Origin of the sequence: Sphingomonas sp., from assembly GCF_029239295.1 — a bacterium.
Taxonomy (GTDB): Bacteria; Pseudomonadota; Alphaproteobacteria; order Sphingomonadales; family Sphingomonadaceae; genus Sphingomonas.
This window is the reverse complement of the sequence record NZ_JAQZBC010000006.1, coordinates 130,869-143,430: the sequence shown is the minus strand read 5'-3', so window position 1 is coordinate 143,430 and position 12,562 is coordinate 130,869. Positions and strand designations below refer to the sequence as shown.

General features: G+C 65.7%; 12 protein-coding genes. 4 read left to right on the top strand and 8 right to left on the bottom strand.

Features of this window, described 5'->3' with window-relative positions:
- Positions 1 to 21 precede the first annotated feature (21 nt).
- Positions 22 to 1,659, top strand: coding sequence for a DUF885 family protein (locus K0S66_RS07870; RefSeq protein ID WP_301074795.1), 1,638 nt, complete (start codon positions 22 to 24; stop codon positions 1,657 to 1,659).
- Positions 1,660 to 1,678: 19 nt separating this feature from the next.
- Here the strand turns inward: K0S66_RS07870 and K0S66_RS07865 are convergent, their stop codons facing one another.
- Positions 1,679 to 1,849 carry a hypothetical protein gene (locus tag K0S66_RS07865; protein WP_301074794.1) on the bottom strand — a complete coding sequence of 57 codons (171 nt, stop codon included), beginning with the start codon at positions 1,847 to 1,849 and terminating at the stop codon, positions 1,679 to 1,681.
- Positions 1,850 to 2,069: 220 nt separating this feature from the next.
- Entirely contained in the window at positions 2,070 to 2,252 is a 183-nt protein-coding gene (locus tag K0S66_RS07860; RefSeq protein ID WP_301074793.1) for a hypothetical protein, read from the bottom strand.
- A gap of 67 nt (positions 2,253 to 2,319) precedes the next feature.
- Between K0S66_RS07860 and K0S66_RS07855 the strand changes: the two genes are divergently transcribed.
- Both K0S66_RS07855 and K0S66_RS07850 read left to right on the top strand, forming a co-directional pair.
- Entirely contained in the window at positions 2,320 to 2,508 is a 189-nt protein-coding gene (locus K0S66_RS07855) for a hypothetical protein (protein WP_301074792.1), read from the top strand.
- A gap of 137 nt (positions 2,509 to 2,645) precedes the next feature.
- Positions 2,646 to 4,328: a DUF885 family protein gene (locus K0S66_RS07850; protein WP_301074791.1), complete on the top strand. Its 1,683-nt coding sequence runs from the start codon at positions 2,646 to 2,648 to the stop codon at positions 4,326 to 4,328.
- A 167-nt stretch (positions 4,329 to 4,495) separates the two neighbouring features.
- On the opposite strand, the gene K0S66_RS07845 is transcribed toward K0S66_RS07850, so the two are convergent.
- Both K0S66_RS07845 and K0S66_RS07840 read right to left on the bottom strand, forming a co-directional pair.
- Positions 4,496 to 5,605, bottom strand: coding sequence for an NADH:flavin oxidoreductase/NADH oxidase (locus K0S66_RS07845; RefSeq protein WP_301074790.1), 1,110 nt, complete (start codon positions 5,603 to 5,605; stop codon positions 4,496 to 4,498).
- Positions 5,602 to 6,561 carry a dihydrodipicolinate synthase family protein gene (locus K0S66_RS07840; RefSeq protein ID WP_301074789.1) on the bottom strand — a complete coding sequence of 320 codons (960 nt, stop codon included), beginning with the start codon at positions 6,559 to 6,561 and terminating at the stop codon, positions 5,602 to 5,604. Before K0S66_RS07840 ends, K0S66_RS07845 begins: the two co-directional genes overlap by 4 nt.
- 142 nt (positions 6,562 to 6,703) lie before the next feature.
- Here K0S66_RS07840 and K0S66_RS07835 point away from each other — a divergent pair, with 142 nt between their 5' ends.
- Positions 6,704 to 7,840 (top strand): FAD-binding oxidoreductase, encoded by a 1,137-nt coding sequence (locus tag K0S66_RS07835; RefSeq protein WP_301074788.1) that lies wholly within the window; start codon positions 6,704 to 6,706, stop codon positions 7,838 to 7,840.
- Here the strand turns inward: K0S66_RS07835 and K0S66_RS07830 are convergent.
- Genes K0S66_RS07830 through K0S66_RS07815 form a run of 4 tightly spaced genes read right to left on the bottom strand, consistent with a single transcriptional unit; the run spans position 7,821 to position 12,561 of the window.
- The gene (locus K0S66_RS07830; RefSeq protein ID WP_301074787.1) at positions 7,821 to 8,564 is read right to left on the bottom strand and encodes an amino acid ABC transporter ATP-binding protein; all 744 of its coding nucleotides are present in this window, start codon (positions 8,562 to 8,564) and stop codon (positions 7,821 to 7,823) included. The genes K0S66_RS07835 and K0S66_RS07830 overlap by 20 nt on opposite strands.
- Complete coding sequence (locus tag K0S66_RS07825; RefSeq protein ID WP_301074786.1) at positions 8,542 to 9,231, bottom strand: amino acid ABC transporter permease; 690 nt, start codon at positions 9,229 to 9,231, stop codon at positions 8,542 to 8,544. Before K0S66_RS07825 ends, K0S66_RS07830 begins: the two co-directional genes overlap by 23 nt.
- A 2-nt stretch (positions 9,232 to 9,233) precedes the next feature.
- Complete coding sequence (locus K0S66_RS07820; RefSeq protein ID WP_301074785.1) at positions 9,234 to 10,745, bottom strand: ABC transporter substrate-binding protein/permease; 1,512 nt, start codon at positions 10,743 to 10,745, stop codon at positions 9,234 to 9,236.
- 46 nt (positions 10,746 to 10,791) lie between these two features.
- A complete protein-coding gene (locus K0S66_RS07815) occupies positions 10,792 to 12,561 on the bottom strand; it encodes an FAD-dependent oxidoreductase (protein ID WP_301074784.1) in 1,770 nt (589 codons plus the stop codon).
- Position 12,562: the final 1 nt, after the last annotated feature.

The following is a 12,562-nucleotide window of genomic DNA, read 5'->3' as shown; positions in this document are numbered from 1 at the left end:
CGGGCGCGAAGGGGACGGTTGATGAAACATGGTTTGTTGCTGGCAGCGGCGCTGATGGGAACGATGGCGGCGCTGGCCCTGCCAGTCCCGGTCGCGGCGCAGGCGCGGCAGGACACGCTGGAAACCGTCTTTCGTGAATGGCGCAAGCTTCAGCTGGGCGAGGTAAAGAACGGCGCCACGGATTACAGCGCGCCTGCGCTGGCACGCCAGGCGGCGGGACTGAAGCAGCTGCGCGCGCGCCTCGACGCGCTGCCCACCACTGGTTGGACCGTACCGCAGAAGGTCGACCGTGAGATCATCCGGGCCGAGATGAACGGCCTCGATTTCGATCTGCGCGTCGCCAAGCCATGGGAGCGTGATCCGGCCTGGTACCTGTCCGTCTGGACCGCGCAAAGCGACACGCCGGCCCACGAGGGCCCGGTGCATCCGATGCCGATCGAATTGTGGACCTACAGCTTCCCGCTGGATGCCGCCGCATCGACGAAGTTGGCTGGCGAACTGGCGCATATCCCTGAGCTGTTGCGCCAGGCGCGCGTCAACCTGACCGGCGACGCGCGCGACCTGTGGACCGCCAGCCCGGTGACATTAAGCGGCCAGCAGGAGGCGCTGGACGATCTGCAGCGCAAGGTTGCGGGCGGCGATCCGACGCTGGTGCGCGCTGTGGCCGATGCAGCGACCGCAACACGCAGCTTCATCGAGTGGGTGAAGGCGCAGGCGCCGCGCAAGACGGGGCCGTCCGGTGTTGGCGTCGAAAACTACAATTGGTTCCTGAAGAACGTCCAGCTTTCCACGCTGACCTGGGCGGACGAGGTCGCGATCATGCAGCGTGAGCTGGATCGTTCGCACGCGGCGCTGCGGATGGAAGAACAGCGGAACCGCCATTTGCCGCAACTGGTCGGCGCCGGCAGTCCGAAGGAATATGACGCGCTGGCCGCGGCATCGGTCCGCAAATATTTGAAGTTCCTGAAGGACAAGGATATCCTGACCGTCCGGGACTATATGGAGCCCGAACTGATGAAGCGGGTGGGGAGCTACGTTCCGCCTGCCGATCAGAATTTCTTCCACATCGTCATGCACCGCGCGCCAACGACCTTGTGGACGCATTATTACCATTGGTGGGATCTGCGCATGATGCAGGCTGATCCGCATCCCAGCGAGATCAGGCGTGGGCCGCTTCTGTATAATGTCTGGCTCAGCCGATCCGAGGGCATGGCGACGGCCGTCGAGGAGCTGATGCTTCACGGTGGATTGTTCGACGATGAGCCGCGGTCGCGCGAATTCGTGTGGATCATGCAGGCGCAGCGCGCCGCACGGGGCCTTGCCTCGCTATACGCCCAGGCGAACATGATCGACCTGAAAGCCGCGATGCAGATGCAGGTCACGCGCACACCCAACGGCTACATGTCGCCTACGCTGCCGCTGCTCGGGTTCGAACAGCAGATGTACCTGCGCCTGCCGGGCTACGGCCCCAGCTACATCACTGGCAAGGCGATGATCGAGCGGCTGCTGACGGAGATGGCGGAGGGCCGCGGCGAGGCATTCCGCACGCGGGAATTCTTCGACGGGCTGAACCGCCATGGCATGATCCCGCTGTCCCTCATCCGCTGGGAAATGCTGGGCAAGACCGACGAGTTGGAGAAGCTGGGGATCAAGCCGTAGCGGCGTGGCGGACAGCAGGCTACTCGGCTTGGCTGCCCGGCCCGTCGGCAGCGCTCCCCCAGCGCGCCAAATCGGCGTGGGTGGCGAACCACGCGCCGCCCAGATCCTTCGCCGCCTCGATCAATACCTCTGGGATCCAGAGGCGGGATCGGTAACCAATGACGAAGGGGTGCATGAACAGCTGGAACACGCTGCCATCGGCGGCGGCCTCAAGCTCCCGTTTGCAGAGGAAACTACATCGCCTGGCATGGCCGAGGGGCGCGTAGCTGGCCGCGGTTGAACATCATGTACACGGCATGATCGCAGCCATTCGACCGGGATCTCGACGACGCCGGTCGGCCGCGTGTCGAGCAGCAGTTCGTACGGGACTTCGCCCCCCCATCAGCGAACTGTCGAGGAGCAGCCCCATGTTAGCGACGATCACCATCGTATGCGCTGACAGATCCCGAACGGAGGCCGACCAGTCGGGCGCCGAGCAGCGGCGTCAGCACGTCATGGGCGCGCACCATCAGATCGCGTTCGGTCGTAGCATCAAGCAGGCTGTTATCGTCGTGCACCCAGCCGTGTCTGCCGACGTCATGACCGGCACCCACCAGCCTGCATGTCTCGCGGGTCCACTAGGGCGCAGAGCGCCAGGACGAAGAAGCTGGCGGCCACATCATGGCGGCGGAGCACCTCCAGCACGCACGGCAGGCCGATGCCACGACCGAACTCGTCCTAGGCAAGGCGCCCGATCCCCTGCCGACGCCGATCTCAACAGATTCATCATCTCAGCCACAGGACAATGTGACGGCAAAGCGCGCGTCACCCGGCCGGGTTGAAGTGTACGGCCTGCACGAACCCAATTGATCAGCGAACGAAGTTCATCAGCCAGCGCCGTCCAAGCATTGGCGCTTTGCGCAACGTCTCCACAACAGAAAGCGCTCTGCGAACTTGCGTTCGCACTGTGATCGTGTTTCGGTTGTGTGGTAACGGAGGGGGTCTGAATGAAGTGGTTGTTCTCGGGAACGATGACGGCGTCGCTGGCGATGATGGCGCCACAGGCGGGCGTGCAGGCCACGGCGCAGATGGCGCAGGGCGTTGCTGCCCGATCCACGCCGGACGCCGCCGTTCGCACGCATGAAGATCTCGTCGCTTTGTATCAGCAGGCGAGAAAGGACGTTGATTTCACCGTTCGCGATCATGTGCCGGACGTCTCTGAGCAGGCGATGGCAGCCCGCCAGCAGGCGGCGCAGCGCGCCATGGCGCGGATCGGCGCGATCGACGATGCGGCCTGGCCAATCCCCCAGCGGGCGGATTTGATGCTGGCGCTGGCCGAAATGCGCGGGGTGGATTTCGAGCACCGGGTGCTGCGTCCCTGGGCGCGCGACCCGAGCTGGTGGTCGACACTGGATCTGGGCTGGGGGCCAAAGGTGAAAACCGCCTTCTCGCCGCCGAAGCTGCCAATCAAGGACCCTGCTGCGAAGGCCGCCTTTGCCCAGCAGCTGCGCGCGACGCCGACGATCCTGGCGAACGCACGCCGCACGCTGACAGATGCGCGCGGCGACCTGATCCAGCTGGGGATCATGCACCATGATATCGAAACCCGCGTCTACGGCCGCTTGGCGCGCGACGTGGCGAAGCATCACCCTGAGCTGCTGGGCCTGGCGCGCGCGGCGGAAAAGGCGTCGCGGGAGTTTGCCGCATGGTTGCGCGCCGAAAAGTCGCGTTTGCCGCAGCATGCCGGGATCGGCATCGCGGACTTCGACTGGTATCTGAAGAATGTCATGCTGATGCCGTGGACCTTCGCCGAGATGAAGGTGCTGGGCGAACGCGAATGGGAACGCAGCATGGCGTTCCTCGCGATCGAGGAGCACGAGCACCAGGCCCTCCCGATGCCGCGCCCGGTTACCTCCCTCGACGGGTTCGAGGCGCTGCGACGGGAGGCGGACGAGGATCTGCTTCGCTTCCTGAAAGCGCGCAAGATCATGACCGTGCCCGATTGGCTGACGGTGCCGCCACCCGAGGGACCTTATGTGATGCCGGCGAACCAGGATCCGGCAGTGCCGGGGCCGTTTGCCGAACCGATCGACCGCAATTTCTTCCGCGAGGCGGAAGATCGCGATCCGCGCAGCCTGCGCGCGCACAATCTGCCGGGGCACATTTTCGACAGCGCTTCACGGACGCGTGATCCGCGCCCAATTCGCGGTGACGAACGGCTTGGCTTCATCGACAGCGGGCGCCTGGAGGGTTGGGCCTTCTACCTGGAGGAAATGCTGCTTCAGGCCGGCTGGCTGGATGATCGGCCGAAGGCGCGGGAGATCCATTATGTGCTGCAGGCCAACCGCGGCGCGCGGCTGAAGGCGGAGTTGCTGGCCCAGGCCAATGAATGGACCTTCGATCAGGCGCTGGAATCGTTGTCTGGTCGTACCCCCCGCTGGATGGAGAAGACCGACGACACCGCGATCTACGACATGGCGCTGTACCTGCGTCAGCCGGGGCTTGGCCTGAACTATTATTTCGGGAAGGTTCAGCTGGAACAGTTGCTCGCCGAAGAGCGGCTGGCGAAGGGCGACGACTTCGACCTGACCAAATTCCATGATCGCTTCATCCAGTCGGGCCTCATCCCGATCGCACTGATCCGCTGGGAAATGACCGGCAAGGACGATCAGGTTCGCACGATGCGCTGAACGCAGCGATAGAGTGTGACCTTGAGAAACCCGTCGGCGAGCCCGGCGGGGTTTCTTCGTCGGGCGGACGGTCCGCGACGGGCTGGCGTAGCGACGGGCGACCCATCCAGACAAAAAAGCCCGCGCTACCCTCGGCAGCGCGGGCTTTTTCAGCCTGTCAGCCTCGATCAGCGGTACCGCCGTCGTTCCAGAAAGAAGGCGTAGTTGCGCGGGAATACCGCGTTGGGCCGTTCCAGCCCCAGCACGGACGCCGCGCGATAGGCAAAGTTGCTGTCGGCCAGCAATTCGCGACCTATCGCGACCAGATCGGCGCTGCCGGATGCGATCGCCTGTTCGGCGATCTCCGGGGTAACGATCAGGCCCACGGCCATGCTCGCCACGCCAGCCTCAGCGCGGATGCGGGCGGCATGTGGGACGAGGTAGCCGGGCGAGGGGGCCGCATCGGCGACGCCCGAGCCGCCGCGAACACCGCCGGAGGAGCAATCGACCACGTCGACGCCCGCCTCGCGCAGGGCGGTGGCCAGGCGAACCATGTCATCCACCTGAAGCCCGCCCTCCGTCCCGTCGAACAGCGACAGGCGGTAGAAGATCGGCATCCCTTGGGGCAGCTCGGCGCGCAGCCGACGCACGATCTCCAGCGGCAGGCGGAATCGTCCGGCCTCGTCGCCGCCCCAACTGTCCCCGCGCTGATTGCTCAGCGGAGAGACGAAGCTGTGGATCAGATAGCCGTGCGCGCCATGGACCTCGACGAAATCGAACCCGGCTGCGACGGCTCGATACGCAGCCGCCGCGAAGGCATCGATGATGGTCGCGATATCCGCTTCGGTCAGCGCATCTGGAGTCGGCCAGCCATCGAGGAACGGCAGCGCACTGGGCGCGATCGTCTGCCACGCGCGCGCGTCTGCCGGATCGATCGGCTGCGCGCCGTCCCACGGCACCTCCGCGCTGCCCTTGCGACCCGCATGAGCCAGCTGAATGCCAACCGCCGCGCCTTGATCGTGGTACAGTTTCGTGATCGTCGACAGCCCGGCGACGTGATCGTCCGACCAGATGCCCAGGCACCCGGGCGTGATCCGGCCATTCGCCGTGACGGCCGTCGCCTCCACCACCGCGCCGCCGACGCCACCCAGTGCGAAGCGCGCATGGTGCGCGCGGTGCCAGTCGGTCGCATGTCCGTCCTGCGCCACATATTGGCACATCGGCGACAGGATGATGCGGTTGCGGAACGCCACGCCCCGGCACGCAAAGGGCGTGAAGAGGGCGGGCGTGTCACTCATGCGGCAGTCTCGACGGCGTCGCTCGTACGTGCATCGATGTCCTTCATCAGGGCGTCGATCTCCTCGAAGATCGCCAGGATCGCCGCCAGCTTCTGCTTGCCCTCGTCACCCAGGCTGGCGAAGGTGGTCAGCGGCTGGCGCACATCGCCAACCGGGTGACCCATCGCACCCGCCAGCGCCTTCGAATAGCATTGGTGGCCATAGGTCGGATGACCCTCGGCAATGATGCGATCGGCGCGGTGCACCAGATGCTGGATCGCGGCGGCATCGCGGATGCGACCCTGCTCCAGCAGCTCCCACAGCCGGGTCGTCGCATATGGCAGGTAATTGCCATAGGGGTTCACATAGCCGACCGCGCCAAGTAGGAAGCTTTCGACCGGACGTTCGCCTGCGAACACGTTCATCACGCCGCCGGTTTCCTCGACGATGTCATACACCCGGGCGACGTCCATGCTCGCCTCCTTGATGTAGCGAACCTGCTCGAACGAATGGGTCAGCTTCGCGATGAGCGCTGCGCTCATGTCGCGGTTCGACGTCACCGGATTATTGTACACCATGATCGGCACGGTGACGGCCGCGCAGATCGCGCGATAATATTCGAAAATCTCGTCATCAGTCGGCGTGTAGTAATAAGGCGGGATGATCATCAGCCCGTCAGCGCCCAGCGCCTGGGCCTCCGCGCTGTAGGCGACCGCGTTAGGCGTATACGCGTCCATCGTGCCGACCAGCACGTCCATGCGGCCACCCACATGCTTCACCGTCTCGGCTACCAACGCACGGCGTTCCTCGCGGCTGATCGTCAGGAACTCGCCCGTCGTCCCAAGCATGATGATGCCGGGTACCCGGCACTCGAGCTGCCAGTCGAGGAACGAGCGAAGCGCACCGTAATCGATGGTTGCGCTGTCGGCCGAAAACGGCGTGACCGCGACGGTGTAACTACCGCGGAATTTCTTCATGAACCTGCTTTCTGTCTGGATGCGCATGGACGATACGCTTGTGCCATGCCATTCGATAAGCGAACACTTGTACCCATAGCGCCCAACTTTTGAGTGGCAAGATGAGAACTTTGCGGAGGTGGTTAATGATGGGAACGTGGCTGTGGACGAGGTAATCGTGGTTGGCGGCGGCATCGCCGGATGCGCGACCGCTTATTACCTCGCGCGTGATGGCGCCGCTGTGACACTGGTTGAGCAGGCGGGGCTCAGCGGGCTCGCCAGCAGCGCCAATGCCGGCAGCCTTCACGCGCAGATTCCACACGATCCCTTCCGTAATCTCGGCCCACAATGGGCGAGCAACTACGCTCAGGCGATCCCCTTCTACATGGCCTCGCTGGAGATCTGGCGGACGCTGGAGGAAGAGCTTGGCACCGATCTGGAGATCGGCTTTGGCGGCGGTTTGCTGGTCGGCGCGAGCGAGGCGGAAATGGCGCAAATCGCAGCCAAGGCGGCGGTGGAGCGGTCTGCGGGTTTGCCGATGGAACTGCTCGATACCCGTTCGCTCCGCGAACACGCCCCCTATCTTTCCGAAGATCTTATTGGCGGCGCGCTGTGCCCGATCGAGGGGAAGGCCAATCCGATGCTGGTCGCGCCCGCCTTTGCGCACGCGGCGCAAGCGGCGGGTGCCCGCATCGTCAGGTATGCCGGGCCGGCCACGATCACGCGCGAGGCAGGCGCATACACCGTCGCCACTGCCGGCGGGCGCTTTACATCCGATCGCATCGTGATCGCCGCGGGATGGGCCAGCGGCGCGTTGACCGAGGCACTGGGGGTAACGCTGGGGGTGCAGGCCTTCCCGATCCAGGTGAGCGTGACCGAGCCTGCCGCCCCGCTGATCAAGCATCTCGTCTATAGCGCTGGCGAAAAGCTGACCATGAAGCAGACGCGCGCCGGCAGCATCCTGATCGGCGGCGGTTGGTCCGCGCGGCTCGATGGGGAGGGGCGCCCGATCGTCGATGTCGACAATCTGGCGCTGAACCTGTCGCTGGCGCGCGCTGCGGTACCGGCGATCGGCGGGTTGAAGCTGGTGCGCAGTTGGGCGGCGTTCGTGAACGGCACCGACGATTGGCTGCCGATCCTGGGCGAACTGCCCGGCGCGCCGGGCGTGTTCCTGAACTATGTGCCGTGGATGGGCTTCACCGGCGGGCCAGCTGCCGCGCGTGCGATCGCTAGCATGGTGCAGGGAAAGCCGCCGCCGATGGAGGCGCCGTTTGATGCGTTCAGCCCCCGTGCCGGATAACAGCGCCGACAAAGGCGCGCGTCCGCTCCATCGTTGCAGCGGTGAAGATCTCTGATGAGGTGCCGGTCTCCACCACCTGGCCGGCATCCATCATCACCACGCGGGTGGAGATTTCGCGCACGAACGCCATTTCGTGGCTGACCAGCAGCATGGTGATGCCATCCCCCGCGAGCGCGCGAACGGTATCGAGCACTTCGCCCACCCGCTCCGGGTCGAGCGCGGAGGTCACTTCGTCCAGCAGCAGGATTTCCGGTTCTACCGCCAGCGCACGGGCGATCGCCACGCGCTGCTGCTGGCCGCCTGATAGCTGGTCGGGATAGCTGTCGCCCTTGTGCCCCAGCCCAACCTTGTCGAGCAGCGCCATGGCGCGCTCCTCCGCCTCGCGCTTGGGCACGCCGTGCACTTTGACCGGGGCGATTGCCACATTGGCCAGCGCCGTCATGTTCTGGAACAGGTTGAACTGCTGGAACACGATCGACATGCGGCTGCGCAGCGCGCGCAGGCTGCGCTTGTCGTCATAGTCCACTGCCGCACCGCCGATGCTGACTGCGCCGCCGGTTGGCGGCGTCAGGCCGATCAGGACGCGCAGCAGCGTGCTCTTGCCCGATCCGGACGGGCCGATCAGGCTGACGACCTCTCCCTTGTCGGCGGACAAGGTAACGCCGCGCAGGACAGGATTGCCGGCGTAGCTGGCTTCGAGGTCACGGACGTCGAGATGGTGCAAGGCGATTCTCCAGGCGCTTGGCGAGCAGGCCGAGCGGCCAAGACAGAAGGAAATACAGGAGCAGGACCGCGCCGAAGCCGAGTGTCGGCGGGAAGCCGCGGTTCACCAGGATCTTGCCCGAGAAGGTCAGCTCCACGACGCCAAGGTGCGAAGCGAGCGACGTGTCCTTGATGAACATGACGATGAAGGCGGTGGCCGGCGGCAGGATGATGCGCCAGCTTTGCGGCAGGATGACCAGCCAGAACACCTGCCACGCGTTGAAGTTGAGCGCCTCGGCGCCTTCCACCTGCGCGCGCGGGACGGAATCAAGGCCGGCACGAATGATCTCGGACAGATAGGCGCTCGCATACAGCGTCACGGCGACGGTCGCGATGCCAAGCAGCGACAGTTCCGGCGCGATGATCTGCGTTGCGAACAGTGACAGGATCAGCAGCACCAGGAACGGCAGCCGGCGGAACGTTTCCACCAGCAGCATGGCAAGGTAGCGGGCCGGGGCCAGCGCGGCTGAGCGCGTCCGGCGCAACACCGCCAGGCCCATGCCGAACGTAAAGCCCAGCGAACAGCCGATCGCCGTCATCACCACCGTGCGCCACAGCGCGGCAAGCAGGAACATCGCAACGCCCGGCGTGAAGAAGCGCGGTGCGCTTTCGACAATGGAGTCGATCATGGTCAGGCCCCCGTCCGGACGCGGAAGAATGTGCGCCCGAACCACGCCAGGGCGGCCGAGGCGATGAGGGTGAGGGCGATGTAGATGAGGCCAGCGACGGCGAAGGTCTCGATCGTGCGCAGGCTCGCGGTGCTGACGTTGATCGCGCGGCCGGTCAGCTCCTCCACGCCGAACAGCGCGGCCATCGAGCTGCCAAGGACGAGTACGATGAAGAAATTGGCGAGCGGGCGATACACCGTACGCAACACGTGCGGCACGATGACATGCGTCATGACGTTACGCCGGTTGAGGCCGAGAACGCTCGCCGCCTCCAGTTCAGCAGGGCGGACCGAGGCGACACCGGCGCGGATGATCTCGGTCAGGTACGCGCCCGCGTTGAGCGTCAGGCCGATGACCACGGCGGTGAACGAGCCGAGTTTGATGCCCGCGTCGGGCAGCGCGTAATAGATCAGGAAGATCTGCACGAGCGCGGGCGTGTTGGTGAACAGCGTCACATAGCCGCTGACGAAACTGCGGATCGGCCCCGCCGCATAAAGCAGCGCCATCGCTCCACCGAGGCCGATCGAGGCGCCGATGATGAAGGCGAGGAAGGCGATCTGCAGCGAGATCGCTGCGCCGCCGAGCAGATAGGGGATCTGGCCGATAACGCCGCTGAAATCGAAGGCATAGCCGCGGCTGTCGGTCTGCTCGGCGGCGGAGCGCTCGCGAAGCGCGGGGGCGATCTGCTCCTCGCCGACGGGCACGCTCATGTCCGCTACATAATGTTTGCGCCACATGGCGGCGATGCTGCCGTCCTTGTGCAGCGTATGAAGCACCCGATCCAGTTCGGCCTGAAGGCCGGCATTGCCCTTGGCGACGCCAATGCCGCACCAGGCGGCGAAGATCGGGTCGGGAAGGACGCGCCACGCCACTTCGGGGTAGTTGCGGGTGAAGCCCAGGAAGAAGTCGGTGTTCTCGATCAGTGCGTCGGCGCGGCCCTGCGCGATGGCGCGGATGGTGTCGGCGTTGCCGTCCACCAGCAGGCGGCGGGGCAGGGGCAGCTTTTCCTGGAGGACCGTGACCGACTGGTTGCCCCGCATGTTCACCAGCGTCACGTCAGCGCGGTTCAGGTCCTCCCAGCGCTCCGCCTTGACGCGGTCCGTCGTGATGACGCCCATCGCCTCTGAATGGAGCGGGATGGTGAAATCGATCAGCGCCTGGCGTTCGGGCGTGATGGTCAGCGCGCCCATCGACATGTCGATGCGGCCGGATACCAGGAAGGGCACGCGCTGCGCCGCCTCGGTCGGCACCAGCGTCACCCTGAACCCCAGCGCCGTGGCGATGCGCTTGGCAACGTCGACATCAAATCCTGCCAGGCGATTGTCATCGCCATAGCTGCTCATCGGCGGGAAATTGGGGTTCACCCCGACCCGGATCTCACCTGACTTGCGGACTTCCTCCAGCGAACGTGCATGCACCCCGCCGCTCAACATCGCGAAGATCAGAAATGACAATATCCAGCATCGGCGCAGCACATCGGCCCTCCCCCGCATCGTCGAATGACAAGCGGCATCAGGGTCGTCAATGTTCTTCTGACGAACTTTCGTTCTTTATGCGGTCATTTTGTGCCGTGGCCACGATCTGGTCGATCGTGGTCGGTTTGAACGGCGCGCGCGGTGCGAAGCCGGCGATTGCCGGCGCCTGGTGGGACGGGTCGGCCGCCGCCAGCCTGGCTTCGATCAGCGCGGCGCAATATCGTCCGCCGCACGCGCCCATGCCGGCGCGTGTCGCTCGCTTGATGGCCGAAATGTCCCGCAGACCGGCCGACAGCAGCGCATCCACGGCCGAAACGGGTATGCTTTCGCACCGACACAGCAACGCCTGAGGCCGCAGTTTCGGCGTGCCGACGGGCGTGTAGATGCGCCACAAGGCATCCTGGAAGGTGCGATGCCGCGCCAGCTCACGCTTCGCTTTTGCGTGAACGGCAGCTGGCACGCTGCTCCCGCCGATCGCATCGACCAGCGCGGCGCCTGCCAGCACCCCCTGCGCCATGGCGATCCGCGCGCCGCCCAATCCTCCCCCGTCGCCGATCACCTGCACGTCATCGATCGAGGTACGGCCGGCATCGTCACGCACCACGCCGATGGTCCCGTCGGCGCTGCTCTCCATCGCGCACCCCAGCGCCCGCGCCGCCTCTGCCTGGGGCAGAAAGCCATAGCCCAGGCACACCGCATCCACATCGAACGTCTGCTCGCTTCCGGGGACCACATCTCCCTCGCGATCCAGCCGGCCGACCGTAGCCGTGCGGGCCTTATCCTCACCATCGATACGAGTGACGACATAGCCGTGGAGCATCGGCACGCGGGCGCGGCGCAGGGCGGTCAGCATCGCGGCGCCGTCAAGCGCCAGTCGCGGTGCGGCGCGAGCCATGCGGGCCGCATCAAGAGCGTTGGCCGGCCCCAGGGCTGGGGCGGCCTCCACCAGCGCGACGACCTCACATCCGGCACGCAGCAATTCGCGGGCGACCTGGATGTTGAGCGGACCATTGCCCGCGACCAGAACGCGGCGTCCCGGCGCAGTGGAATAAGCGCGCAGCAGCGTCTGCGCTGCGCCGGCCGTCATGACGCCGGGCAGGGTCCAACCGGGTATCGGCCAGGGCCGCTCATAGGCGCCCATCGCCAGCACCAGCCGCTTTGGACGAACGACGACGGCCCCGTCATCACCCGACAAATAGACCGATAAGGCGCGATCGTCGTCGCGCGTCGCCGCCCACATCATTCGGCCGTGCAGGATCCGCACGCCTGAAGCGACGGCTTGCGCGATCAGCGTGCGACCCTCGGCGGTCTGTCGGTCGACCCTTTTTGGATCGACCGTAAAGGCGTTGGCAGGCTGTTTGAAATATTGTCCGCCGGCCATGGCCCGCTCGTCGGCAATCAGAACGTCGAGCCCCGCCGATGCGGCGATGCGAGCCGCCGACAGGCCTGAAGGCCCGGCACCGACGATCAGCACGTCCGGCGTTTCTACGGTCGCCATGCCAAGCGCCGACGCGGTGGTATTCTCACCCGCGACGATGCGCGCGGGTGCATGGCGGATTGCCTGGTTCGGCGTCGCCGGCGTCATGCAGGCGAGTCGGACCTGGCCGTCCACCTCCACGCGGCACTCGCCGCACACGCCCATGCCGCACCACATGCCGCGCGGCGCGCCGGTCGGTGCCTCGCGCAGTGCCCGCTTCCCGGCGGAGGTCAGCGCGGCGGCGATGCTTTCACCCGGCCACGCTTCCACCTTCTCTCCGTCGAACGTCAGCCCGAACGAGGGGCCGCGGCGTTCGGCTCCGGGAAGGGTTACGCGCATA